At 55.8% G+C, this 25,087-nt stretch carries 24 protein-coding genes and 1 pseudogene; 7 read left to right on the top strand and 18 right to left on the bottom strand.

Annotated features, from left to right (window positions below):
• Positions 1-31: 31 nt before the first annotated feature.
• On the top strand, positions 32-832 hold the full coding sequence (locus PSTEL_RS06815) for a Cof-type HAD-IIB family hydrolase (protein ID WP_038694381.1): 801 nt from the start codon (positions 32-34) through the stop codon (positions 830-832).
• 226 nt (positions 833-1,058) lie between these two features.
• Here PSTEL_RS06815 and PSTEL_RS06810 read toward each other — a convergent pair whose 3' ends face one another.
• From PSTEL_RS06810 to PSTEL_RS06785, 6 genes and pseudogenes are all read right to left on the bottom strand, one after another.
• Positions 1,059-1,832 (bottom strand): 5'-methylthioadenosine/adenosylhomocysteine nucleosidase, encoded by a 774-nt coding sequence (locus PSTEL_RS06810; RefSeq protein WP_084064797.1) that lies wholly within the window; start codon positions 1,830-1,832, stop codon positions 1,059-1,061.
• Between the two features lie 116 nt (positions 1,833-1,948).
• On the bottom strand, positions 1,949-3,136 hold the full coding sequence (locus PSTEL_RS06805) for an iron-containing alcohol dehydrogenase family protein (protein WP_084064795.1): 1,188 nt from the start codon (positions 3,134-3,136) through the stop codon (positions 1,949-1,951).
• A gap of 114 nt (positions 3,137-3,250) precedes the next feature.
• On the bottom strand, positions 3,251-3,907 hold the full coding sequence (locus PSTEL_RS06800) for a methionine ABC transporter permease (RefSeq protein WP_038694380.1): 657 nt from the start codon (positions 3,905-3,907) through the stop codon (positions 3,251-3,253).
• A gap of 293 nt (positions 3,908-4,200) precedes the next feature.
• A pseudogene (locus PSTEL_RS06795) lies at positions 4,201-5,214 on the bottom strand (methionine ABC transporter ATP-binding protein); the annotation flags it as partial.
• Positions 5,211-6,425 carry an aminotransferase class I/II-fold pyridoxal phosphate-dependent enzyme gene (locus tag PSTEL_RS06790; RefSeq protein ID WP_052098244.1) on the bottom strand — a complete coding sequence of 405 codons (1,215 nt, stop codon included), beginning with the start codon at positions 6,423-6,425 and terminating at the stop codon, positions 5,211-5,213. The pseudogene PSTEL_RS06795 and the gene PSTEL_RS06790, both read right to left, overlap by 4 nt.
• A gap of 45 nt (positions 6,426-6,470) precedes the next feature.
• Positions 6,471-7,337, bottom strand: coding sequence for a MetQ/NlpA family ABC transporter substrate-binding protein (locus PSTEL_RS06785; protein ID WP_084064790.1), 867 nt, complete (start codon positions 7,335-7,337; stop codon positions 6,471-6,473).
• Between the two features lie 195 nt (positions 7,338-7,532).
• On the opposite strand from PSTEL_RS06785, the gene PSTEL_RS06780 reads away from it, so the two are divergent.
• Positions 7,533-7,991, top strand: a complete 459-nt coding sequence (locus tag PSTEL_RS06780) for an S-ribosylhomocysteine lyase (RefSeq protein ID WP_038694379.1) — start codon at positions 7,533-7,535, stop codon at positions 7,989-7,991.
• 18 nt (positions 7,992-8,009) lie between these two features.
• Positions 8,010-8,777, top strand: coding sequence for an SDR family NAD(P)-dependent oxidoreductase (locus tag PSTEL_RS06775; RefSeq protein WP_038694378.1), 768 nt, complete (start codon positions 8,010-8,012; stop codon positions 8,775-8,777).
• 172 nt (positions 8,778-8,949) lie between these two features.
• Here the strand turns inward: PSTEL_RS06775 and PSTEL_RS06770 are convergent, their stop codons facing one another.
• Positions 8,950-9,537: a GNAT family N-acetyltransferase gene (locus PSTEL_RS06770; RefSeq protein WP_038694377.1), complete on the bottom strand. Its 588-nt coding sequence runs from the start codon at positions 9,535-9,537 to the stop codon at positions 8,950-8,952.
• Positions 9,538-9,619: 82 nt separating this feature from the next.
• Between PSTEL_RS06770 and PSTEL_RS26075 the strand changes: the two genes are divergently transcribed.
• Positions 9,620-10,021 carry a MerR family transcriptional regulator gene (locus PSTEL_RS26075; protein WP_052098242.1) on the top strand — a complete coding sequence of 134 codons (402 nt, stop codon included), beginning with the start codon at positions 9,620-9,622 and terminating at the stop codon, positions 10,019-10,021.
• Positions 10,022-10,110: 89 nt separating this feature from the next.
• Complete coding sequence (locus tag PSTEL_RS06760; RefSeq protein WP_052098241.1) at positions 10,111-11,055, top strand: alpha/beta hydrolase; 945 nt, start codon at positions 10,111-10,113, stop codon at positions 11,053-11,055.
• Between the two features lie 79 nt (positions 11,056-11,134).
• Here the strand turns inward: PSTEL_RS06760 and PSTEL_RS06755 are convergent, their stop codons facing one another.
• From PSTEL_RS06755 to PSTEL_RS06730, 6 genes are all read right to left on the bottom strand, one after another.
• A complete protein-coding gene (locus tag PSTEL_RS06755; protein WP_038694376.1) occupies positions 11,135-11,908 on the bottom strand; it encodes an MBL fold metallo-hydrolase in 774 nt (257 codons plus the stop codon).
• A 252-nt stretch (positions 11,909-12,160) separates the two neighbouring features.
• Positions 12,161-13,216, bottom strand: a complete 1,056-nt coding sequence (locus PSTEL_RS06750) for a sulfate ABC transporter substrate-binding protein (RefSeq protein WP_038694375.1) — start codon at positions 13,214-13,216, stop codon at positions 12,161-12,163.
• A 47-nt stretch (positions 13,217-13,263) separates the two neighbouring features.
• On the bottom strand, positions 13,264-14,328 hold the full coding sequence (locus PSTEL_RS06745) for a sulfate/molybdate ABC transporter ATP-binding protein (RefSeq protein ID WP_038694374.1): 1,065 nt from the start codon (positions 14,326-14,328) through the stop codon (positions 13,264-13,266).
• 1 nt (position 14,329) lies between these two features.
• Positions 14,330-15,127 carry a sulfate ABC transporter permease subunit gene (locus PSTEL_RS06740; protein ID WP_038694373.1) on the bottom strand — a complete coding sequence of 266 codons (798 nt, stop codon included), beginning with the start codon at positions 15,125-15,127 and terminating at the stop codon, positions 14,330-14,332.
• Positions 15,124-15,939, bottom strand: coding sequence for a sulfate ABC transporter permease subunit CysT (gene cysT, locus PSTEL_RS06735; RefSeq protein ID WP_038694372.1), 816 nt, complete (start codon positions 15,937-15,939; stop codon positions 15,124-15,126). The genes PSTEL_RS06740 and cysT overlap by 4 nt, the downstream gene beginning before the upstream one ends.
• 403 nt (positions 15,940-16,342) lie before the next feature.
• Positions 16,343-17,536 (bottom strand): transposase, encoded by a 1,194-nt coding sequence (locus tag PSTEL_RS06730; RefSeq protein ID WP_038694187.1) that lies wholly within the window; start codon positions 17,534-17,536, stop codon positions 16,343-16,345.
• A 112-nt stretch (positions 17,537-17,648) separates the two neighbouring features.
• On the opposite strand from PSTEL_RS06730, the gene PSTEL_RS06725 reads away from it, so the two are divergent.
• Complete coding sequence (locus PSTEL_RS06725) at positions 17,649-17,990, top strand: secondary thiamine-phosphate synthase enzyme YjbQ (RefSeq protein ID WP_052098240.1); 342 nt, start codon at positions 17,649-17,651, stop codon at positions 17,988-17,990.
• Positions 17,991-18,150: 160 nt separating this feature from the next.
• Here the strand turns inward: PSTEL_RS06725 and PSTEL_RS06720 are convergent, their stop codons facing one another.
• From PSTEL_RS06720 to PSTEL_RS06710, 3 genes are all read right to left on the bottom strand, one after another.
• The gene (locus PSTEL_RS06720; RefSeq protein WP_038694371.1) at positions 18,151-18,732 is read right to left on the bottom strand and encodes a TetR/AcrR family transcriptional regulator; all 582 of its coding nucleotides are present in this window, start codon (positions 18,730-18,732) and stop codon (positions 18,151-18,153) included.
• 5 nt (positions 18,733-18,737) lie between these two features.
• Positions 18,738-19,370: a YigZ family protein gene (locus tag PSTEL_RS06715; protein ID WP_038694370.1), complete on the bottom strand. Its 633-nt coding sequence runs from the start codon at positions 19,368-19,370 to the stop codon at positions 18,738-18,740.
• Positions 19,371-19,502: 132 nt separating this feature from the next.
• On the bottom strand, positions 19,503-20,858 hold the full coding sequence (locus PSTEL_RS06710; RefSeq protein ID WP_038694369.1) for a glucose-6-phosphate isomerase: 1,356 nt from the start codon (positions 20,856-20,858) through the stop codon (positions 19,503-19,505).
• Positions 20,859-21,201: 343 nt separating this feature from the next.
• Here PSTEL_RS06710 and PSTEL_RS06705 point away from each other — a divergent pair, with 343 nt between their 5' ends.
• Positions 21,202-22,089, top strand: a complete 888-nt coding sequence (locus PSTEL_RS06705) for an NAD(P)-dependent oxidoreductase (protein WP_038694368.1) — start codon at positions 21,202-21,204, stop codon at positions 22,087-22,089.
• Positions 22,090-22,596: 507 nt separating this feature from the next.
• On the opposite strand, the gene ppnP is transcribed toward PSTEL_RS06705, so the two are convergent.
• Positions 22,597-22,917, bottom strand: coding sequence for a pyrimidine/purine nucleoside phosphorylase (gene ppnP, locus PSTEL_RS06695; protein ID WP_038694366.1), 321 nt, complete (start codon positions 22,915-22,917; stop codon positions 22,597-22,599).
• A 45-nt stretch (positions 22,918-22,962) separates the two neighbouring features.
• Positions 22,963-25,011: a transketolase gene (gene tkt / locus PSTEL_RS06690; protein ID WP_038694365.1), complete on the bottom strand. Its 2,049-nt coding sequence runs from the start codon at positions 25,009-25,011 to the stop codon at positions 22,963-22,965.
• Between the last annotated feature and the right edge of the window lie 76 nt (positions 25,012-25,087).

The raw sequence follows: 25,087 nt of genomic DNA, 5'->3' as shown, positions 1-25,087 counted from the left end.
AGACGTAAAGAGACGAGAAGGAGAGAACCGAATGTATAAACTGATTGCCATCGATATCGACGATACGCTGATCAATGACGACAAAGAAGTAACGCCCGCCACCCAGCAGGCGCTGGAAGCCGCTGTAGCCGCCGGCGTTGTCGTGACGCTCGCCACGGGACGCGCCTACGCTTCCGCCCAGGCGATTGCCCGCCAAACCGGACTCAACGTGCCGATCATCACGTATCAAGGTGCGCTGGTCAAGAATTTGCTGGACGAGAAGGTGCTGTACGAGCGCTATGTGCCGCAGGATGCTGTCCGCAAGCTGTTCGAATACTGCATTGAGCACAACCTTCACCTGCAGACCTACATTGACGACAAGCTGTACTCCCGCGAAGAGAACCAGAAGCTTATCGATTATGCAGCCCTGAACAAGACCCAATACTATATCGAGCCCGATTGGAAAAAGCTTCTGGACTACCAGACGCCCAAGCTGCTCATTATTGATGATCCCGATTTCCTGGATGAGCTTGCCCCCAAGCTTCACGAGCTGCTGGGCGAAGAAGTCCATATTACGAAATCGAAGCCGCATTTTCTCGAAATTATGCATAAGGAAGGAACTAAAGGGCTGGCGCTGGAGTTCCTGGCCGATTATTTTAATTGCGACCTGTCCCAGACAATTGCCGTCGGCGACTCCTGGAATGACCATGAAATGCTTGAAACGGCCGGTCTCGGCGTAGCGATGGCGAACGCTATTCCGGCGCTGAAGGAAATTGCAAACTATGTGACGGCCAGCAACAACGAAGACGGCGTCAAGCAAGTTATCGATAAATTTATTTTGCAGACGATCTAATAGCGGACTTGAGAATGCAGCTTGCGGCGGGTTACAGCTTGCAGTGGAGACTTGCGGTTGTAACTTACGGTTGTAACTTGCGGTGTCTCTGAGATCAGCTTATACGGACGGTCGGGCCAAAGGCCGGTCAAATATAAAGGAGCGCGAAACCGCAATAAGCGGGTTCCGCGCTCCTTTGTATATTGCTATGTCTTACTATACCGGCTTGAAGCCGGGTCTTGATTCTTCAGCTCGTGACCTCGCCGGACACCCGCTCGTCGTCTTCAAGCGGTACACCGGCGTCAGCATCTTCGCCGACATCCGGCAAGCCCCCGCTAATCAGCTCCAGCGCGAACTTTGCCGAATTCAGCGCCGCCAGCTCCAGATTGCCTTCGAACAGCTCTCCGGCTCCGCCGCCTGCGATATCCGAAACCGACCGAACCGCGAGAAAAGGCACCCGGAACCAATAGGCGGCTTGGGCGATCGCCGCGCTTTCCATATCCGTGACCAGCGACTGCGGAAACCGGGTTCGTATAAGGTCGGCGGCATCCCGGTTTCCGATAAAGGAATCGGCGGTCGTGATGAGACCGGACACAACTCTGAGATCCGGCTGCGCAACCGCCAGCCGCAGAGCCGCCGCCACAAGCTGCTCCGCTGCCTTGTAGCGTGCAGGCATGCGCGGCACCTGCCCGTACTCGTAACGGGAGAACGCCGTCGCATCCACGTCACTGTATGCATGTTCCGTACCGACTACAACGTCGCCGATCCGAAGACCGTCGCCGATGCCTCCCGCCGAGCCGATATTCACGATCAGCTCAGGCTGCCAGCGCTCGATCAGAAGCGCGGCGGTCAGCGCCGCGTTGACTTTGCCGACTCCGCCCCGGAGCAGCACAACCTCCCGGCCCGCAAGCGTTCCGCTGTAGAATGTTCCCCCTGCGGCTTCTGTCTGGATCGGCTGCTCCACCCGGCTGCGCAGCCACGCAATCTCTTCTTCCATCGCTCCGATAATCGCGATTCCCATCGTTCTCTCCTTCATCGGCGCTTGCGGACCAAGAAAGGCCCAGTGCTGCAAGCGCCGGCGGCCGGATAACCCGGACGCAGCATAGTTGTTTGCATTTCCTCCGCTTGCTTCGGGAATTAACGTCTCCCCGCACTTACCCGCTTCTGCTCCGGGACAGCGGCCTGGGTGGGTCCGGGCTGTCCAGGCTGTCCGGGCTGACCGGCAGCTTTGGCCCGCAGATCAGTCACCACAGACTCGAGTTCCTCCATCGCATCTGCCACCAGCTCCGCGTCGAAATGCCCCTGCATCCGATGGATGGAGGCCCCGGGTTCGGTGGCCCGGACTCCTACTGCCAGCCGTTCGGCCCGGCTAAGTCCGCCAAGCCCCATATCTTCCAGCGAAGCAGGCAAGCCTAACGCCTCATAGAAGGGCAGCAGCGAGGCGATCTCTTCCCGCTTGCCTTCCAGAAGCAGCTGCAGGATTACACCGTAAGCCACCTTGCTGCCATGAAGCAGATCATGCGACTGCGGCAGAACGGTCAGGCCGTCGTGAATAGAATGAGCTGCTGCGGTGCGGCCGTAATCTTCTCCGAATCCGCCTACAAGTCCGGCGGTGAGGAAGATGGTCTCCACGACCCGGACAAACGCCTCATTCAGCGTTCCGGCTTCCTGGGCGGCCAGAGCCTCCGCGGCGAACGCAAGCAGATTGTCGCGGCATCTGCGCGCGGCGTAATGAGCGATGGCAATTTCTTCGGCGACACTCGGCAGATGGGCGATAATCGCATCGGCTTCATACCATTTGGCCAGTGTATCGCCGACTCCGGCTACCAGGAGCTCCTTTGGCGATTCCAGAAGCACAAGCGGCTCCACCAGCACGAGCGCATTGCTGTGCGGATACACCTCATATCCAACCGCCGTCCCCGAAGCGTCATACATGACGCTTAATGAGGACCAGGGCGAGCAAGTCGCTGCCAGCGTCGGCAAAATAATAACGGGTATGCGCAGCAGCGCGGCCGCCGCTTTCGCCGAATCGCTGACTTTGCCCCCGCCCACGGCGATAAGAGCCTGCACTCCAAACTCCGTCACCTTCGAAGCAATCGTATCCCGTTCGGAATAGGTGCATTCGCCGCCGTACCGATAGTACTCCAGCCGGACGGTGTGAACGTCCGGAAAATAAGGAGCGGCCGCCTCCCAGGAGCGCCCGCCATGCACGACGAGCGCAGAGTCGATGCCCCGGCGCTCCAAATGACTTTGCAAATCCTCCCAGACTCCCTGTCCGCACACGTACTCCTGCGGAGCCGCCCGGACAATCACTTTAGGTTCCAACGCTTTCCCCTCCTTTTCCCAAACCAAATCCTTGAGCCGTGACACGTACCTGCCATCCTGCCTGTATCTTGCCGCTGCCCTACCCTCTCCGCACTACTCGCCGTGCCTTACTCGCTATTCCCGGCGCGCTTTGCGGGACAAGAGGTTCCCCGCCGACTGAATGCCCTGAACAAAAAGAATCAGTATGGCAACCGTAACCAGGATAACGAAGGTGTCAAACCGCTGGTAGCCGTAGGAAATGGCAAGATCCCCGATTCCGCCGCCTCCGACCGTTCCCGCCATCGCCGTTGCGCCGATCAGGCCGATTGTAGCGGTAGTCATCGTCAGAATCAGGGAACCGAACGCTTCGGGCAGCAGAAAATGCCGGATGACCTGAAACGTCGTCGCTCCCATTGCCTCCGCCGCCTCCATGATTCCGGGGCTGACTTCCAGCAGGGAGTTCTCGACAAGCCGGCCGATATAAGGCGCCACATACACGACCAGCGGTACGATGGCTGCGCTTGTTCCAATTGAAGTATGGACCAGCATACGGGTGAACGGGATAATGGCGACAAGCAAAATGATAAAAGGAAGGGACCGGACGACGTTGATCAGCGGATTGAGAATCGAGTAGATGAACCGATTCTGCTTAATCCCGCCAGGCCGGGTAAGCACCAGCAGGATGCCGATCGGGATGCCGAGCAGCGCACCGAAGAATAATGAGACCCCTACCATGACCACCGTCTCGCGCAGCGCTTGAAACAGCTGATCCGCTGTAATAATCGTGTTCATAGAATCGATACCTCCTTAGCGGCAGTATGGTCGGCGGATTCGCCCTCTGCGGCATCCTTCGGAGCCGCTTGACTGCTGCCTTCAGACTTCTTGATAAGGCGGACGCGGGTATTCAACCCCTCGCCTTCATGCTCTTGCCAGCTTGAGTCTTCATGAATGCCGGCGGTTCGCTCAGAGCTTGCGGCATGCTGCCCGTCTCTGTCCTTCACCGATTCTACTGATTCTAACAATTCTCCGGTCAGGTCCACGGCTTCGCTCTCCCGACCGGCTTCCCGAGTGTTCGTGCCGTCATGAAGCTCCCGGACTTCCACTCCCCGGGCCTCCAGAAATTCAACGGCTCTGGCAACTTCATGCTGGCCGCCTGTCACCTTCAGGATCATCGTTCCCAGCGTCGTGTTCTGAATCTCGTTCATGTTCGCGAACAAAATATTGATACCAACACCATATGTGCGAACCAGGCTGTCAACAATCGGCTCCGAGGCGTTGCTGCCGATGAATTTCAGCTTGAACAGCCTTCCTGGGGCTCCTTCGGGCTCCAGCGTCCGCAGCACACTGTCCGGTACGGATGTCTGAATGACCGTCCGCACGAAGCTCTCCGTTGTCGGGTGGGCGGGATTCCCGAACACCTCAAGCACCCCGCCCTGCTCGATGATCTCGCCCTTCTCCATCACGGCAACCTTGTTGCAGATCTGCTGAATGACGCCCATTTCATGCGTAATGATCAGAATAGTAATCGAATACGCTTCATTGATTTTTTGAAGCAATTCAAGAATCGAACGCGTCGTCTGCGGGTCCAGGGCCGAAGTGGCCTCATCGCACAGCAGAATTGATGGATTGCTGGCCAGCGCCCGGGCGATGCCAACCCGCTGCTTCTGACCGCCCGACAGCTCTTTCGGATAGCTGTTCGCTTTGTCGGCCAGCCCGATGAAGGAGAGCAGCTCGTTCACACGCTCGCGGATCTCGTGCTTGCTCCGCTTAAGAAGCACAAGCGGAATTGCGATATTGTCATACACGGTCTTGGACTCCAGCAGATTGAAGTGCTGAAAGATCATGCCGATCTTCTTCTTCTCCGCGCGAAGCTGAGACGGTGTGAGCTCATCCAGCGCCTGTCCTCCTACCAGCACGCGCCCTTTGGTCGGGCGCTCCAAATAATTCACCATCCGGAGCAGGGTACTCTTGCCGGCTCCGCTGTAGCCGATGACGCCGAAAATATCGCCTTTTTCAACCTTCAAAGACACGCCTTTCAGCGCCTGGATCGTCCGGCCCTTGCGGGTGAACGACTTGTGTATATCCTGCAGCTCGATCATCCCCGAAGCCCCCCTTCATTCAGCGCAATAGCGGTATCGCCAAAAATCCCTGTCCGGCCAATCCGCCGCACGGCTTCAGCGATCCGGTCCTCCCCGCTCACAAGCCCAACACGCACATAAGCGTCACCCAATGTGCCGAATCCTTCTCCGGGAGCGACCGCTACATGGGCTTCCTCCAGCAGCCAGTCGGCGAACTCCCGGGAACGGCGGCCTTCCGGCAGCTTCAGCCAGGCAAAGAAGGTGCCCTTGGGAGCCGCAACTTCCCATCCGATGTCCCGCAGTCCGGAGACGAGCACATCCCTCCTCCGCTCGTACTTGGCCGTAAGCTCCCGCACCTGATCCTGCGGTCCGAGCAGCGCCGTGGCGGCGGCATCCTGCACCGCGCCGAAGACCGTGCTGTACGCATGGGTATGATACAGCCTAAGCGCACTGATCACCGAAGCGTTCCCGACCGCGAAGCCGAAGCGCCAGCCCGCCATATTGTAGGTCTTGGAGAGTGTATAGATTTCAACACCGTATTCCTTGGCTCCAGGGATCTGGAGCAGACTGATTGGTTTATGTCCGTCAAATCCGAGCGAGCCGTAAGCGAAGTCGTTCACAACGGGAAAATGATACTCGGCAGCCAGCTCAAGAATCTGCTCGAAGAATTCCCGCGTCGCCACCGCTCCGGTAGGATTGTTCGGATAATTCAGCAGCAGCAGCCGAACCCGTTTCAAAATATCCGGTGACACCTCCCGGTAATCCGGGAGAAAGCCGCTGTGCTCTTCAACTGGAACGGCATGCACCTCCGCCCCGGTCAATGCCGCCGCCGCATAGTATGGCGGATATGACGGATTGGCTGTCAGCAGAACATCGCCTTTTCCCAGGAGGGCATGCGCAATCCCCATAATTCCGGTACCTGACCCGTGAAAGACCGCAATCTCCTTATCGGGGTCCAGCTCCACGCTGTATTCCCGGTAATAGAACTCGGCGACAGCACGAAGCGTATCCGGCTTGCCGTAAAAAGGGGGATAGCCGTGATTCTCCGGCTTGTCGGCCGCATCCTTCAGGCTGCGGACGATCGCTTCCGGAGTCGGTCCGTCGGGATTGCCGGTTGATAGATCGATGACGTCAATTCCCCTGGCGCGGTAATCCGCGACTTTTTCCTTAAGAGCCCGGAAATAGTGCTCCGGCAGCCGTCCTATGACGGCGGAAGGTTGAAAAATCGCCATAACAAACGCGCCTCCACCTCAATATTGATCCGCTGGCTACACTTCCTATTCATTGAAATAAGCCGGCAGATGATAGCCCTCGTATGCGGAATTCGTTTTGATATAATCCTTGAACTCCTGGGAATGATAGCCGTCGATAATATCCTTTACGAACTGTTTGTCTTTGTTCTTGCTGGCGACTGCCACGATATTCGTGAACGGATCGGTCATATTCTCAAGCTTAAGCGCTGTAGTGAGTTTGATGTTGTTCGCGATGGCGAAATTCCCCTGAATGGCGGCATAGTCGACGTCCTGAAGCGCCTGCGGCCCCTGTGCCGGCTCCGTCGGCACAAATTTGATGTTGTGCGGGTTGGAAGTCACATCGTTAATGGAAGTCTGCAGCGGATCAATATTATCCTTCAGTGTGATCCAGCCGACCTCTTTCAGAATCGTCAGCGCCCGGAGCATGTTGACCGGCTCGTTGGGGAGATTGACCTGCGCGCCGTCCGGGATCTCGTCCAGACTCTGGTGCTTCTTGGAGTACAGGCCCATCGGAGGAGTCGGAACCTGTACCACCCCTACCAAATCGATTTTTTCCCGCTTGTTGATCGATTCCAGATAGAGAGAGTGCTGAAAGACATTGGCGTCAATCTCTCCGTTCGCTACAGCCACATTCGGCTGGATACCATCGGTGAACTCTTTATATGTAATTTCATAGCCTTTCTTCTCCAAATACGGAGCAACGCCCTTTTTGAATTGATCGCTATAAGGTCCCGGGTTGAAGCTGATCCTCAGCGTCTTGGTCTCTTGTTTCCCGTCTGCAGAATTCGAGGAAGCCGCGTCAGAATTGGAACCGCAGCCTGACAGCACCACAACGGCGGTCATAGCAGCCAGCAGCAGCGGCGTCCACAACAATTTGTTTTTTCTCTTCATTCCCAATCTCCCCTTAACCTATTATTTTTGTCGGAATTAATTGGTTTATATCATATTACGCCTATTAATACGTGTCAATAAGCATGTTAAGTAATTTTTATTTATCTCATCGGATATATATGAATTTTATGTTTACAAGAAAATCCGAGTGTGTTACTTTGAATAAAACCATCACGTCTTGAAAGGATGAACCTCATGGCACAAGTTGAAAGCTTCCAGTTGGACCACACCAAAGTTATCGCCCCGTATGTCAGAATTGCCGGAACCGAACGGAACGGCAAAGGCGGCATTGTACAAAAATATGATCTGCGACTGCTGCAGCCCAATGCGGACGCGGTGCCGACAGCAGCTCTCCATACGCTTGAGCATCTTCTTGCCACCTATTTGCGCGACGAGCTTCCGGGCATTATCGATATTTCTCCAATGGGCTGCCGCACCGGCTTCTATCTGATCATCTGGGACGAGCATTCTCCGGCCGATGTCGCCGCAGCGCTGACGAAAGTGCTCCACAAGGTGCTCGAAACGGAGACTGTGCCGGCAGTGAGCCCGCTGGAATGCGGAAACTACAAGGACCATTCCCTGTTCGGAGCCAAAGAATACGCGAAGCTCGTCCTTGAATCCGGCATTAGCGACGATCCCTTTGTTCGAAAATAAAAGGAGAGCGGGAACGGTATGCTGACTATCGATCTGACCGGCAAAACGCTGGTTGTGACCGGCGGATTATCCGGAATCGGCAAGGGCGTCGCGGATCTGTTCCTCGAAGCCGGAGCCAATGTTGTCATCGGAGATATCGCGCAAGCCGGAGAGGCCCGGTTAGGCGACCGTCTTGCCGCCATCCGCTGCGATGTATCCAAGGCCAGCGATGCGGTGCGTTTGATTTCTTTTGCCGTAGAGACCTTTGGCCAAATCGACTATGTTGTGAACAACACCGGAACCTCAGCCATGGATTACGCGGTACATATTAAAGAGGCCGACTGGGACCGGATGATGGATGTCAACGCCAAGGGCACTTATCTGGTGTCTCAGGCGGGAGCCGCGCAAATGCTGCGGCAGGGAACCGGGGGCAGAATCATCAATATCTCCTCCCAGGCCGGCAAGAACGGCTACCGCTGCATGGGAGGATACGTCGCCTCCAAGCATGCTGTTCTGGGTTTCACCAAGGTCATGGCTTTGGAGCTGGCGAAGGAACAGATTTTGGTCAACGCGGTCTGCCCGGGCATTGTGGAGACCGATATGAAGCGGCGTGAGCGCGTGGAAGGGGCGCAGCTTCGGGGCATGACGCCCGAGGACATATTGGCCGAGGACTGCTCGCAGGTTCCGCTTGGCCGGACAGCCCAGCCGGAGGACGTCGCCCGCGTCGTGCTGTTTCTGGCAAGCCCGCTGGCCTCCTACATGACGGGACAGGCGATCAATGTTACAGGCGGCATGACTATGCATTAGTAAAAAAGAGCGGGTATGCGCCTTTCGCGCACATCCGCTCTTTTGCGTTTAATATATTTCCGGGGGAAATGTCCCGCAAAGCGGTCGCCAGCAGGCGCTTCATCCGGCTCATCTTGTTTCTTTCATCTTCATCCCGCTTTCATTCTTCTATCGCCATTCAAAGCCTCCTCCGCTAGAACTCGGAGCCTCTGACCTTGGCATAAATCCGGCTGCTCTCCAGTTCCCCGCTCTCTCCCCTCCGGCTATTCCGCAGCACCGCCTCCAGCTTGAAACCCGCCCGCTCGGCGACCGCCGCGCTTCTCGCATTCCGGTCGCTGCAGCGGATTTCGATCCGGTTCGCCTCAAGCTCCGTTATGGCAAAATCCGAAATTCCGTTCACGGCCTCCGTTACATAGCCTTGTCCCGCGCAAGATGTCCTGATCCAGTAGCCGATCTCAAAGCTGCGGATGTCCCAGTCAATCCGATGCAAACCGCTGCAGCCGATGAAGTGTCCCGTTTCCTTGTGAAACAGGCGCATATGCAGCTCGGTGCGTTTCAGAAAATCCAGACGGGCCTGACGGGTAAAAGCCTCGGATTCATCCATAGTCGGTGCCTTCCGGGCAAAAGGCATCCAGGGCCGCAGCTCCTCCAGGCTTTCCAGAACCGCTTCATTGATGGAGCCGCCTTCGCCCCAGCGCGGAGCGCGAATGACAAGCCGCTCGGTCTCAAAGCTCTCGGGAAAAGACAGTAAAATCGGGTTAAATTGCTGATTTCCGTTCACGGCAATCCTCTCCATCTTTTGGGATTTATCGGTGTTCAGACTTAGCCTATACTTGAGTTAGGACGGGGGTGATACTGAAAGTATGACGACATATACACGCGGGGAGCTCGCCAAACGAAGCGGGCTTCATGCCGAGACGCTGCGCTATTATGAGCAGCAGGGTTTGATTCCGCCTCCCGGGCGCTCTGCCGCCGGTTACCGGCTGTACTCCGAGGATGTGCTGATCCGGCTTACGTTCATCGGCAACGCCAAGCAGTGCGGCTTCACGATCAAGGAAATCCGCAAGGCGCTCGGCAAATCGCAGGACCAGGGAATCCGGCTGGAGGACTTCACGGCAATAATCGACAGGAAAATGGAGACGCTGCTCCGCGAGATCGAGCTCAGGGAGCAGACCCGCCAAAATCTGGCCGGGCTTAAACAGGCCCTTACCGCAGAGCAGGTCCATCCTGACATCCAGACGGTCAAATCCATTCTCCGTATGTAGAAATGTAGGAATAGAGATACACCCCTTGACCTTGTTTCTTGCTACAGGCTTTAGAATGAAGCCATCCCAAGTCAAGGAGGAATTCTCAAGTGGAAACTAGCGATTCACAAATACTTGAAGCAATCAAAGAAGCCTTAAGACAAAACACCCGGCAGGCTGGCCATGATCATGTCCAGATCCGGGAGGCGCTGGAGCAGGAAGCCGTTCGGCGCCCCCCGCTGCCCGGCCTGCAATTCCATGAGGCCGTGTTCGGGCATATTCGCGGCGAATGGGTAAGCTGCGGCGAGCCCGCTCCCGCCCTGGCCGGCAAGGCCGTGCTGTACCTGCACGGCGGAGGCTTCACGGCGGGAAGCTGCGCCTTCTACCGCGAGCTGGCGGGCCGCCTCGCGGAAGCCGCCGGTATCCGGGTGCTCGTCCCGGAATACCGGCTCGCCCCCGAGCACCCTTACCCGGCGGCCAATGAAGATGCCCTGGCCGCCTACCACTGGCTGCTCGGGGCCGGGTATTCGCCGGACGACATCGTGCTCGGCGGCGATTCCGTGGGGGCAAGCCTGGTCCTGATGACGCTGCTTGCCCTGCGGGACGCCGGCGAAGAGATGCCGGCGGGAGCCTTTCTGGTCTCGCCGCACGCGGATCTGGTCCATCTGGACGGCGGGTCCTACGTCACCCGCCGCGAATGCGACCCGACCGGCAGCCTGGAGACCAGCAAGCGTATCCTGCTGGATTACCTGCAGGATTGGTATGGCGAGATTCCGGAAATCCTCTCGCCGCTGCGCATGGACCTTGCCGGCCTGCCTCCCCTGCTGATCCAGGCCGGCGGCCAGGAAGTGCTGCTCGACGATGCGGTCCGGCTCGCCGCCAAAGCGGAAGCAGCCGGCGTGGAAGTACAGCTGGAGGTATATGAGCCGATGTGGAGCGTCTTCCATCTGTTCGCTTACCTGATTCCGGAAGCCAGAGAAGCCATATCGGCCATCGGCCGGCATGCCGCCGCATGCCTGAGCGCCAGTTCATCCCGGCCCGTTGGCAGCGAGTAAGCCCGATTTAAGCCAACCGGATTAAGGGCTTCAACTGAATGATTCCACACCGGCAGCCTTGATCTCCCGGCTGGACGCGTCAGCGGCCCAGCTTCACTCTCAGTCCCGTCCGTGCAAGCTCCACCCGCTCAGGCAGCACATAGGCCTTCCGCAGATCGACGTCATGCGACATATGCGTGTAGAACGTCCGGCCCGGCTTGATGTCCTGCAGCAGCTCTGCGGCCTCGGTCATATCGTAGACGGAGCGGGTCGACAGCTCGGCTTCCTCATGGTAGAAGCTCGTGCCCAGCACCAGCAGATCGGCATCCCGCATGAGCCGGGTTTCCTCTTCTCCGAGAGAGATCGAGTCCGGGCAGTACACCCAGGCATAGCCTTCCTTCTCCAGCCGGAACGCATAGGAGTAGCCGTTCTTGCCATGGTTGACGCGCCAGGAGGAGATATGCCAGCCGTCCAGCGCAATTCCGCCGTCCATGGGGATGATGTTGAGCTGGTTGCCAAGCCACGGATACTGCCGCAGAATGACCGGAATGACCTCGGCGGGCGTGTACAGCTCGCCCTTGATTCCGGTCCATCGGCAGGCGTCCGCCCATTCCGGCAGCCCGCCGATATGGTCGAAATGGCCGTGGGTAATCAGCAGTCTGCGCATCAAGCGAATGTCCAGAGCTTCCATCTGCCGCCGCCAGTCCGGCCCGCAGTCGATCACCAAGAAATCGTCCTTCCCTTCGATCATGACGGAGGAACGCAGCCGCGCGTTGATTCCGCCCGCTCTCGCTTCCTCGCACACCTCACAGCCGCAGTACACTCTGGGCGTGCCCATCGCGTCGCCCGTTCCCAAAAACACCAATGTATCCATAACGTTCTCTCCCTTCTATATGCCATATTATCATTTCTTTCTGATGGTCCGAAAATGCTTGTCCCCTATTATAGAACAGGGAAGCGCTATCACTCTAATGATGATTTCGATTGTGAAATTTCAAATGTAAAACAGGCAAATGCAAAAAGGCCGCCTTCTTCCGAAGACGGCCTGCTCCTAATTCGAATGAGTTGCTCGAAAGACAGAAGACGGGACCGGTGCGAAGCCCCAGCTCACGCCCAGCATCCGCACTTAAATGCCGGCCAGCACCTGATACCAGACTCCCTTTTTCGAGTACAGGGTGCTTCTCACCTCGTTCCAGCCGCCCAGATAGCTTATATCGAACAATCCTTCTGGAACCGGGAAGCGGCTTGCATTCTCCTTGTATACATTCTGATCCACCGGACGGAAGCCATGCTTGGCGAATACTTCCTGCGCCTCCGGCGTCATCAGGAAATTGACGAACGCCTCGGCGGCGGCCCGCGTTCCATGCTTGTCGACATACTTGTCTACGACAGCAGCCGGGTTCTCGATCAGAATGGTATTCTTCGGAATGACGACTTCGTACTTCACGCCCTGGGCGATCCGCGCCAGCAACTCGTTCTCGTAGGTGACAATGACGTCGCCCACGCCGTATTCAAAAGCCGCCATAGAGGCACGTCCGCTCTTGTCGAGCGACTCTATATTGGCATGAACACTCGCCAGGAACGCTTTGGCGGCAGCGGGGTCCTTAGCTCCTTCCTTCTCCTCGGACTGCTTCAAACCCGCGCCGTAGATGGCATTGATATCCCACTGCGCGCCTCCGGAGGTCTTCGGATTAGGGTACAGCACTTTGATTCCGGGTTTCGTCAAATCGCTAAAATCCTTAATCCCTTTCGGATTCCCCTCACGGGTGCCGAGTACGACGATTGAACGCGTCACCATGCCGTCCGCGCCGCGATCCTTCCAGTTGTCCTTGACCAGACCCGCCTTGACGAGCCTGTCGACATCGCCTTCCATGGCGAGCAGCGTCACATCCGCTTCGAACCCGCCGGCAATCGCCCGGGCCTGCGTTCCGGAAGCCTCATATGACTGCTGGAATGAAATCGACTGTCCGGTTTCCGCCTTCCATTTCTCCGCGAACAGCGGCAGAATATCCGCCATCGCATCCTTCGCTACGCTATAAGCGCCGATGACCAGGGTCACATCGCTTTTTGGTGCCGTATCCGCCGCTGCATTATTGCCGCCCCCGCATCCGGAGAGCGTCAGTGCCAGCAGCAGGACGGCAAGCCAGGCGTGCAGTTGTCTGCTCCTACTCCTAAGCTTCATTTCCTAGCCCCATTCCTTAATAAATGCGCAGTGTCCAGCTTCCTGTATTAAATGTAGACCGGCATCGGGTCGGTCTTCAGGCTGTTCTCCTGAATCCAGCTGCGCTCGTCATTGAACAGGTAAGCGCGGTGCACGAGCACGGCGATTTCCTGGCCCACTTCCAGCGTCTCCTTCTCAAGCGACCGGTAAGTCACCAGCTTGTGGCCGTTCACTTCCACCTCGACAAGCCATTCGCTGCCCCGGAATTGCAGATGCTTGACGATCCCTTTTTCCGTAGCGGAAGCTACTTTGAACTCATGAAGCTGTCCGATCTCGATGTATTCGGGACGGATCAAGGCTTTGTTCGGCTGTCCGCTTCCCGCCTGTTTGAAGCCCTTCAGCTCGGATGCATTCTCAATCAGGGTTGATTCCCCGATAAAAGTCGCCACGAACGTTGTCTTCGGTTCCTTATAAATATCCCAAGGCGTGCCCTTCTGCTCCAGGCGGCCCTGGTTAATGATCATAATCTCGTCCGCTACCTCGATCGCCTCATCCTGGTCATGCGTTACAAAAATGGAGGTGATGCCGACACGCTCAATCAGCTCCCGCAGCCAGGAACGAAGCTCCTGGCGGATCTTCGCATCGATCGCGGCGAACGGTTCGTCGAGGAGGAGCAGCTGAGGCTCCGGTGCGAGCGCCCGTGCGAAGGCCACCCGCTGGCGCTGCCCGCCGGACAGCTGCTGCGGATACCGCTTCTCAAAGCCCTTAAGACCGGTCAGCTCGACCAGTTCCATAACGCGATCGCGGATTTGGCTCTTGTTCACTTTCTTCACTTTAAGTCCAAAGGCGATGTTATCGTATACCGTCATATGCTTGAACAGCGCATAGTTCTGAAACACAAAGCCGATCCCGCGCTCCTGCGGCGGAAGATTATTTACGACTTGTCCGTGGAAGACGATTTCGCCGGAATCAGGCGACTCAAGTCCCGCCAGCATCCGGAGAATGGACGTTTTGCCGCCGCCGCTTGGGCCGAGCAGGCCAATTAAATGTCCTTTTGTAATTTCGAAGCCGACATCCTTCACCGCATGAAAATCTCCAAAATGCTTGTTCAGACCGCGTACTTCCACATGCATGTCAATGCACTTCCTTTCTTTTCTTGCTCCATTCCATGAGCAGCAGGAGTCCTACTGAAAAAGCGGCCAAAATGAGTGCGACGCCGCCCGCCGCCGTTACATTGAAATTCTCCACATCTTGATAGACCAGTGTCGTTGCCGTCTGGGTCTTGTTCATGATGCTGCCCGACACGACCAGCACGGCGCCGAACTCCCCGAGCGAACGAGCCACTGTCAGGATGACGCCGTAGAAGACCGCCCATTGGATCGATGGCCAGGTGACCTTCCAGAAGGTCGTCCAGCCGTAAGCGCCCAGTGTGGAGGCGGCTTCCTCCTGCTGTCCGCCGATTTCCTGCAAGACCGGCATGACCTCCCGGACCATAAGTGGGAATGTGACGAACAGCGTGGCAATTACCATGCCGGGAAAGGCATAGACGATTTGGAAGCCGATTTTTTCAAAAAGAACGCCGAGCGCGCTGTCCGGCCCCAGCAGCAGCACGATCATCAGACCGCCGATAACGGGGGATACCGCATATGGCAGATCCACCACGCTGTTGAGCAGGCTCTTCAGCCGGGGCCCCAGCCAATTAGCACGGACCAGATACAGCGCGGTCATGACGCCGAACAGCGTATTCAGTACGGTTACGGCGATTACAACGAGCGCGGTCATAAGCAGCGCGTGCAGCGCCTCTGGCCTGCTCAGCGCATCCCGGAAGCCGGACAGCCCGCCGCTGAAGGCGTTCGAGATCATTTTGCCCAGAGGAGCCGCAATTAGAAGAAAGAACACCACATACGTAATTCCGATCCATAATCTTCTCATGCCCGTCTCCCCCTCATCTGTACCACATTGATCAGCCACAGGATCAGGAAGGACAAGGTCAACAGAATGACGGACACGGCCGCGGCACCGGTCGGATTGTCGCTCTCCACCTCGCCGTAAATGAACACGGAGGATACGAGCGTGCGCCCCGGAATATTGCCTGCTACCAGAACAACGGCCCCGAATTCGGCCAGTGCTCTTGAGAATGCGAGCATCCCGCCCCCGACCATTCCAGGTACCATAGAGGGAAGGATGACCTGCCGGAACACCCGGCTGCCCGATGCGCCCATCGTGTAGGCCGCTTCCTCCTCCGACGGATCAAGCTCCTCCAGCAGCGGCTGCACCGCGCGAATGACGAAAGGGAAAGTAACGAATACCATGGCGATGACGATCGCCGGCCGGTGAAAGACGATTTCGAAGCCCAGCTTATCAGCGATGCCGCCGATCAGGCTTCCCGGTCCGAGCAGGAGCAGAATCATCAGGCCGCCAACAGCTGTCGGCAGTGCGAAGGGCAGATCGACCAGGCTGTTCAGCAGCGATCTCCCCGGAAATTTATAGCGTATGAGCACCCAGGCGATCATGGTGCCAAGCACGACATTAATAATGGTGGCCGCAAGCGCGAGCTGCAGCGTCAGGATCACCGATTTCCATGCGATCGGATCGGAGATGCTCTCCATGAAATTGGCGAAGCCCAGCGAGAACGAGTTGTAATAGACGCCGAGTATCGGCAGCACGATCAATACGACGAAATAGAGCAGGATGGTCGATCTGAATCCCCAGGTCCATCCTTTGTGTCTTAACAGCGAATTCACGGGCAAAGTTCCTCCTACCTCCGGTTGACGGGTCGGCATTTAAAAAGCAAAAAATCCATTTATAATTCCTATTAACATACTGGGTTTAATAATTAATTTATACTTTACCACCCTACTCTTGCTACCGTCAATTACTTTCAGTCTTTTTTGCGGTAAAATAAGTCTGGAACCGATCGAAACCCAATCATGAAAGGGGAGCCCTCTATGCTGCAAACCTTCGAAATTTCAACGAGCAAACGGGACGAGCTGCGGGATATTACGAGAGAGGTTGTTTCTTATGTGAGCATTTTGCATAATTCATATTTTGATTTAAAGTCAAAGTTAGGTTACAACGAAATCTCAGTGTTGTGAGAGTGGAGTGAAAAATAGACAGACGGACAGAATTTCAATGAATCGGAAGTTTTTAAGCGGCGTTCTGTACTCGTTGCTTCGCAATGGCAAGCGCAGAGGCAAGTAACACAATCGCATTTAAATATTGGTGAGTTGTCACTTTTTGAATCCCCCAGACGTGAAGCTGGTCTGCAGTTAAATAGGTCTTCATTCGAGAATTGCAGCGTTCTACACTGGTTCGTTTATTGTAAAGTTCCTTCCAGCCTCGGCTTTCCCGATGCGGTAGCGCATAACGCCGGAGATCCGTTTGACTGTTGATTTTAACCACCATTCCATAATTGGAGGACGAACAAGCGGCCATGCCCAAAGGACAATCCACTTGACCTGTCGCATGTGGACAACGGAATTTTAAATGCACCTTTTCCTGTCCCCAATACGTCATGGGAAATCCCATCGAACAACAGGGCGTGCCTTTGCGGGTAATCCCCGCTGGCGGTTCCTTTTCATTCCGTGGATTCAGCGGAATAATGGCTTGCGCCTTGACGTTCCGGGCGGCCTCGTAGTTTTTTATTTGGTCGTAGCCCGCATCCAGCATGAAGAATTTCACTTTAGATTTCGCAGCGACAGTCGTCATGAGTGCAGGCCCTTCGTCTCCGTCGTTCACATGGGCAGAGGTCACCTTGAGCGCCATGGGAAGTTCACTTTTGGCATCGACGGCCAGATGCAACTTATAGCCAAACCACTTGACTTTGTTGCCAAAGGTGTCAAACTTGGCACCCCAGTTGGCATTGCCGGTGAGTTCACTTTTTCGCTTGGGTTCCTTTTTCTCGTAAGCGTGAATAGCGGCGCTGTCGATAGCGACATGAGTTCCGTCGATGATTCCAGCTTCTTGGCACTGAGTCACAAGATCCTCAAACAACTGCTTGGCAAGGCCTTTGCCAGTCAACTCGGCAAAGACTCGACTTAATGTAGAAATCGAAGGAGCGGGGATATCCAGTCGAAGCCCACATTGGTAACGGAAACGGAGGTCAAACTTTAGTCTGCGCGCTAGGCCGGTGAACGTATCGATATTCTCTAAAGGAGCTGCGAGTAGCGCGCGAAGAATGCCTTGACGACAGTGTCCGTCTGCTCCTCGGGGTGAGGGATTTCTCAATTCTCTTGCGTAAGGTCGCAGGTCCAAAGCGCTGAAAAAGATGGGCAATCGCTCTTTCGATTCGATTTTTTGAAGCTCTTCAAAGGAAAATAGACTTTCTTGGAGAATATACATAGTGACTTCACTCCCTTGGGTTTTCTCGTTTGGTCACTTGAAAACTTCTCCAAGTTGGGGTGAAGTCCTTTTTTATGCTCAAAATTGCTTTGTGTAACAAGGGCTTAGATTAATGCAAAATGCTCATGTCAGAAAAAGCGGGGTCCGCGAGGGGTTGGCTCTTGTCTATTGTCCCCACACGACTGCCGGAATTGCCATCAATGAGAACGCCGATCCCGACGTCAAACATGATTGTCTGTTGCTGCTGGACGAAGTATTTCCTTGGGAACATCCTAAGTACCGGCATGCGGAAGGCAATACGGCCGCACATCTCAAATCGATTATGGCCGGACCTTCGCAGCATCTCATCATACATGAGGGAGAGCTGCTGCTGGGACGCTGGCAGGGCATCTACTTCTGCGAGTTCGACGGCCCGAGACGGCGTCAATATATGGTGAAAATTTTGGAAGGTTGAGAAGCGATCAACCGAAAGGGCGCCCTTCCCGGCAGGGAAAGGCGCCCGCTGTCTCTGTGGACACGCTCATCCAAAGCTGTAATCCAGCTTTCGCGCTTTTACGGATAAAAGAACTGCCCAATTACCAATTCACAGCCCTAAAGCATAAAAGCGTGACGAATTACAAATTCCGGCACAACACCTTCACATGGGACAGAGCTTCCGCCTTCACATCTTCGAAATTGATTTTATCCTGGATGTAGTAGGAAATGAACCCGTGCGCGGACAAGTACAAGGTCAAAGGCACGCTCTGCCAGTCTTCCGGCACATAGCCTTCTTCCTTCAGATGCCGACGCACCATGCTGGAGAACAAGTCAAAACACTTTCCCTGTTCCGCTCGACAATATGCCAGCAGCTCTTCGTCGCGGATCATGAACATGATCTCATACTGATACGGATGGTCGATCCCGAACTGGATAAACTCCAGAAGCAGCTGCTCCACCTTGTTAATCCCCGTTTCAGGCGCTCTGTTCATTGCATCGCCCAGCAGAGAAGCAACATAATTGAAGTCCTCTACGACAATCGCATAGAACAGCTCGGCTTTTTCCTTAAAATGATAATACAGTGACCCGTGGCTGTATCCCAAATGCTGACCTATACTGCGCATGGAGATGGCCCTGTATCCCTTGGTAATAAATAGGTGTCTTGCCGCCTCCAAAATACGTTCCCTCGACAACTCCTGCTCCACTGCTCTTCTAGCCATATTTTCTAATCTCCTTCGCTAAAATAAATCCGCCTGCCTTCCGTGACCAGTGCCTGCCCTTGTGTTAAATCCGTCATCCATGCCATAAAAGCATCCGCCTCTGCATTTTTGGGGAGGCATAACAGTTTCACCTTGTCGGTAAATTCCGTCTCTCCCGTCATATATCCGCGGCTGCGCAGCTCATTCTCGACCTTGCCCAGCCAGGTATACTCGATTTCCACGAATACCTCGCGCCGCAGCACCCGGGTGATCACCTCACCGGCCTCCAGTGCAAGCACGGCTCCGTCCGTATAAGCCCGGATCAGCCCGCCTGCTCCCAGCAAAATGCCGCCGAAGTAGCGAGTAACAACAATCGCCACATTCTTCACACCCTGGTTCCGGATGACCTCCAGAATCGGCTTCCCGGCCGTTCCGCTTGGCTCGCCATCGTCCGACTGCTTCTGAATCTCGTCACGTTCGCCGATCATGTAAGCCGAGCAGTTATGCGTCGCGTTCCAGTGCTTCTTCTTGATGTCCTCGATAAACATAGCGGCTTCTTCTTCGCTGTCGACCGGCATGACGTGACCGATAAAACGCGATTTGCGGATGACGACTTCCTTCGATCCCGAAGTCCGTACCGTCCGGTATTCTTCCAGCATTCTTCATTCATTCCTTGTGTGCGTTGATGATTTCATGATATGGGAAGAGCAGCCCCGGTAATGGATACCCTATGGACTGCTCTCCAGTGAATTGCGCCTTTGGTTCAGTTGATGTCGTGTGTAACGGCAATACTACTCGGAAAGTCTGGCTTCCAGCTCGGCTTTCTCCTTCTCGTAGCCCGGTTTGCCAAGCAGCGCGAACATATTCTTCTTGTATGCTTCTACGCCCGGCTGGTCGAACGGGTTGACGCCAAGCAGGTATCCGCTGATACCGCAGGCTTTTTCAAAGAAGTATACGAGGTATCCGAAGCTGTACGGCGTCTGGTCCGGAATGGTGACCACGAGGTTCGGAACCTGTCCGTCCGTGTGGGCCAGCAATGTGCCCTGGAATGCCTTCTTGTTGACGAAGTCAACGGTCTGGCCTGCCAGGAAGTTCAGTCCGTCCAGATCATCCGGGTCGCTCTCGATGGTGATGTGCTCTCTGACCTGATCCACCTGGATAACCGTCTCAAAAATGTTGCGGTTGCCTTCCTGGATGAATTGGCCCATGGAGTGCAGATCGGTCGAGAAATCGACGGAGGAAGGATAGATGCCCTTGAAGTCCTTGCCTTCGCTCTCGCCGAACAGCTGCTTCCACCACTCCGATACATAGTGCAGCGACGGTTCGTAGTTGACGAGAATTTCAGTCGTCTTGCCTTTGCGGTACAGGGCGTTGCGCACTGCCGCGTATTGATAGCTCAGGTTCGTCGCCACGTCCGGATTGTTGAACTCGTCGGCTGCGGCTGCGGCTCCTGCCATAATCTCTTCGATGCTGATGCCCGCTGCGGCGATCGGCAGAAGGCCCACAGCTGTTAGTACGGAGTAGCGTCCGCCAACATCGTCCGGAATGACGAATGTTTCATAGCCTTCTTCAGTGGCAAGCGTCTTGAGTGCGCCTCTTGCCTTGTCGGTGGTTGCGTAAATGCGCTTCCGAGCTTCTTCTTTGCCGTATTTCTTCTCAAGTGCTGCACGGAAGATACGGAAAGCGATTGCCGGCTCGGTTGTGGTGCCGGATTTCGAAATAACGTTAACGGAGAAATCCTTGCCTTCGATCAGCTGGAGCAGGTGAGTCACATACGTCGAGCTGATGTTGTTGCCGGCAAAGTAGATTTCCGGAGTCTTGCGTTTGGATTTGTCCAGGTTATTGTAGAAGGAATGAGTCAGCGATTCGATCGCTGCTCGGGCTCCCAGATAAGAGCCGCCGATGCCGATCACGATCAGCACCTCGGAGTCGCCTTGAATCTTCTTGGCAGCCGCCTGGATGCGGGCGAATTCTTCTTTGTCATACGTTTGGGGAAGATCGATCCATCCGGTATAATCGGAGCCTGTTCCCGTCTTGCTATGTAACTGCTCATGAGCTAGCTTGATCGGCGCTGCAAAATAGTCAATCTCATGCTGGTTAACGAAAGTCAGCGCATTGCTGTAGTCGAAGCTAATCTTCTTGGACATCGGTTATGGTACCCTCCTGGTTCTCTTTCGATTTGACACGAATGTAACAACTTGATAATAGGATACTTTAATTTCTCGGGGCTGGCAAGGTACTTGGGCACAGGGCGGAGTATCAATTTGGACCAGACAGCGGGCCGCATGGAAGGATTCCTGCCAGCAATCCCGGCCCCTGCGGCGCTGGAACGTCCTCCCTGGCCATGCTAAACTAGAGAGGATTAGGCAGGATTTCCGGGAATGCGCCCGTTTTCTTTAGAGAACAAGCGTGTTCGTTCCGGTTAATCCCCCGCCAACTCGTTACCTCACCCTACCCAGTTGTTAAAAATTAGCAAAGGTGTGAAACTTCATGAAACAAATCGCTTTTATCGGACTCGGAACGATGGGGGCGCCCATGGCTCTCAACCTGCTGCGGGCGGGATTCCAGGTAACGGTGTACAACCGCACGGCATCCAAATGCGAGCCGCTGGTCGCCGAAGGCGCGGCCTCTGCCTCCACTCCCCGGGGAGCGTCGGAAGGCAAGAACATTATCATCACAATGGTGAGCAATGATGATTCCATCCGTGACGTCTTCTACGGAACGGACGGACTGATCGAAACGCTCCGGCCCGGAACGGTGATCATCGATTCCAGCACCATCTCCCCCGGACTCGTCAAGGAAATCGCAGCCGCCGTCAGCGCGAAGGGCGGGCATTTCCTCGATGCGCCGGTTACCGGTAGCAAGCCCGGCGCTGTCGACGGGACGCTCGTCTTCATGGTCGGCGGCAGCGCCGATATTATTGAAGCGAACCGCGACGTATTTGACGCCATGGGGCGGTTGCTCCTGCATATGGGCGAGAACGGCAGCGGCGCTGCGGCGAAGCTGGCGCATAATGCGATGGTCGGCATCCACAACATCGCGCTGGCCGAAGGCTTCTCCATCGCCGTGAAATCCGGCGTGCCGGCGGACAAGTTCCTGGAGCTGATCCAGAACGGGTCCGCGGGAAGCAAGCAGGTCGAACTCAAAGGCCGCAAAATCATCGACGGCGACTTCAGCAACCAGTTCTCCCTGGGACTTATGCTGAAGGATCTCAAGCTCGCCTCCCAGCTCGGCGGAGCGAACGGCGTGCCGACTCCTGCCCTCGAGCTCGTCAAGAGCCTGTTCCAGGCCGGCTACAACAGCGGCAGCGGTGACGAAGACCTGTCCGCCGTGGTTAAGACCTACGAGGCTTGGATCGGGCGTAAGATCGGCGAATAACACGGAGCGGCCCGTGAACTGGGCGCACGATCGGTGAATAACGCGAAGCGGCTTGCGGACCAGGAGCACAATCAGCGAATAACACATTGCAGCCTGTGGACCGGGCGTTACCTAACAGTTTCTCGTCAGATCCCTAACAGTTTCCTAACGCTTGCCGTCGGGTTTCGCCGATACCCTCCCAACTCGCCATATCCCATAGAACTGCCGGCTGCGGTATGAATACCGCCTGCTGGCAGTTTTTTTGCCTCAGAAGGACTCTTAGTCGCCATCCGCTGCATCTCCTCCTGACCGAGCCTGAAGTTATATTGCCCCATTTTCCGGGAAACACCGGCCTCCAATCTCCGACCGCCCCGTCTACCCTTCGAAGGCCCGCTTCGGGCTGCCAATCATGAAATCATCATACGCACATATTCAATTGAGGTAAAAAATGCAGCAACAGCATCCGCCTTATCAGGCTGTTGGACGCTATTGCTGCAATCGGTAGTGCAGTTTAGGGTTGTCTGATTATTACAGGTTCTTCGGATAGGAGCAGCAGTAGTCAGTTACCGTGAAAATCTCAAGAGAGAACTTGGAATTGCCGGGAACATGGAAGGTCTCCGTTCCATCGATATCCAGCCAGCTGTCCGCGCCTGGCAGCAGCACCTTCAGCTTGCCGGACAGAATCTCCATCGTCTCCGGTCCTTCGGTACCGAACTCATACACGCCCGGAAGCATAATGCCGAGTGTAACTTTGAGGCCATCCTCCAAAGTCACCGCACGGCTGGTTACTTTTCCATCGTAATAAATATTGGCTTGCTTCTGAACGGTTGCGTTGTTGAACTGACTCATGCTTCTCTTGTCCCCCTTGGCTTCGCTGGTATGGTCTTTACTATATTACAGCAAAGCTTTCACGCGGGAAACAACATTTTCTACGGTGAAGCCGTATTCCTTGATTACCGTGTCCCCAGGAGCCGAAGCGCCGAAGGTAGTAATGCCAAGAATGTCGCCTTGGTCGCCGGTATAACGTTCCCAGCCAAAGGTCTGCGCCATTTCGATCGCCAGGCGAGCTTTGACATCCGGCAGGATGACGGAATCGCGGTATGCCTTATCCTGCTTCTCGAACAGATCCCAGCTCGGCAGGCTGATGACGCGAACGTCAATGCCTTGTTCAGCCAGCGCAGCTTGGGCCTTTACAGCCAGCTGAACTTCGGAGCCGGTTGCGATCAGCTGAGCCTGCGGCTTGCCCTTGGCTTCCGACACGACGTAGCCGCCGCGCTTGATGTTCTCGCGAACGCCTTCCACCGTTCCTGGGAGGATTGGCAAGTTCTGGCGGGTAAGCACCAGGGCTACCGGGTTCGACTTGTTCTCCATGGCGTAAGCCCAGGCAGCGGAGGTCTCGTTGGCGTCAGCCGGACGGATGACCGTGAGGCCCGGAATAATGCGCAGGGAAGCCAGCTGTTCGATCGGCTCATGCGTAGGACCGTCTTCGCCAACAGCGATGCTGTCATGCGTAAGCACGTACGTAACCGGCAGCTTCATGATCGCGGCCAGACGAACGGCCGGACGCAGGTAATCCGTGAAGACGAAGAACGTGCCGCCGAACACCTTCAGGCCGGAATGCAGCGCGATGCCGTTCATGGCTGCGGCCATGCCGAATTCACGCACGCCGAAGTAAATGTTGCGGCCATCATACGATTCAGGCGTGAACGAAGCCAGTCCGTTCAGATGCGTCATCGTGGAGCTCTCCAGGTCTGCGGAGCCGCCGAACAGCTGCGGAACGCCTTCGGTCAGGCCGTTCAGTGCATTGCCGGAAGCCACACGGGTGGACACCGCTTTGTCTTCTGCTGTGAAGAACGGAAGCTTGGCGTCCCATCCTTCTTTCAGGTCGCCGTTCAGCACGGTTTCGAGCTGGGCCGCAAGCTCCGGATTTGCCTGCTTGTACGCCGCGAACTTCTCATCCCACGCTTTGTTGGCGGCGATGCCTTTAGCTTTCACTTCAGCAAAATGGGCGCGCACTTCATCCGGAACATAGAAGTCTTCTTCGTATACCCATTTGTAGAATTCCTTGGTCAGCTTCGCTTCTTCGGCGCCGAGCGGCGAACCGTGCGTACCGCCATGACCGCCCTTGCCCTGCTTGTTCGGGCTGCCGTAGCCGATAACCGTCTTCACTTCGATCAGGGTCGGCTTGTCCGTTACAGCCTGGCCTTCCGCAACAGCCTTGCCGATCGCCGGCAGATCGTTGCCGTCTTCCACGCGCAGCACCTGCCAGCCATAGGCTTCAAAGCGCTGAGCCACATTTTCAGAGAACGCCAGGTTCAGCTTGCCGTCGAGAGAGATGTCATTCGAATCGTACAGCACGATCAATTTGCCCAGCTTCAGGTGGCCTGCCAGAGACGCGGCTTCAGAGGAAATACCCTCCATCAGGTCGCCGTCGCCGCAAATGGCGTAGGTATAGTGGTCGATCACATTGTACTGATCTTTATTATAGGTAGCGCCAAGCTGCGCTTCCGCGATCGCCATGCCGACAGCCATGGCAATGCCTTGGCCAAGCGGACCGGTAGTAGCGTCAACGCCTGCGGTGTGGCCGAACTCGGGGTGACCCGGAGTCAAGCTTCCCCATTGGCGGAACTGCTTCAGTTCTTCCATCGGAAGATCATATCCGCTGAGATGCAGCAGGCTGTACAGCAGCATGGAGCCGTGTCCGGCCGACAGAACGAACCGGTCGCGGTTCACCCAGGTCGGATGGTCCGGATTGTGGATCATCGTCTTCGCAAAAAGCTGATAGCCCATCGGCGCGGAGCCCATTGGCATACCCGGATGGCCGGACTTGGCTTTCTCGATTGCATCAATAGCAAGCGTACGGATCGTCGTAATCGACAGATTGTCGATCGTGGAGTTCTCGTCTTTCTGGATCGCTTGCTCTTTTGCCTGTTGTTCAGTCATTCAATTAATCCTCCTCTGGAACTCAAGAATGTCATTTTGACTATTATTGTATCACTAATGTGGAAGCATTACCATT

The sequence above is a fragment of the Paenibacillus stellifer genome (assembly GCF_000758685.1).
In the GTDB taxonomy this organism is placed as follows: Bacteria; Bacillota; Bacilli; order Paenibacillales; family Paenibacillaceae; genus Paenibacillus_AQ; species Paenibacillus_AQ stellifer.
The sequence above is the reverse complement of the archived record's forward strand: the minus strand, read 5'-3'. Positions and strand labels throughout refer to the sequence as shown.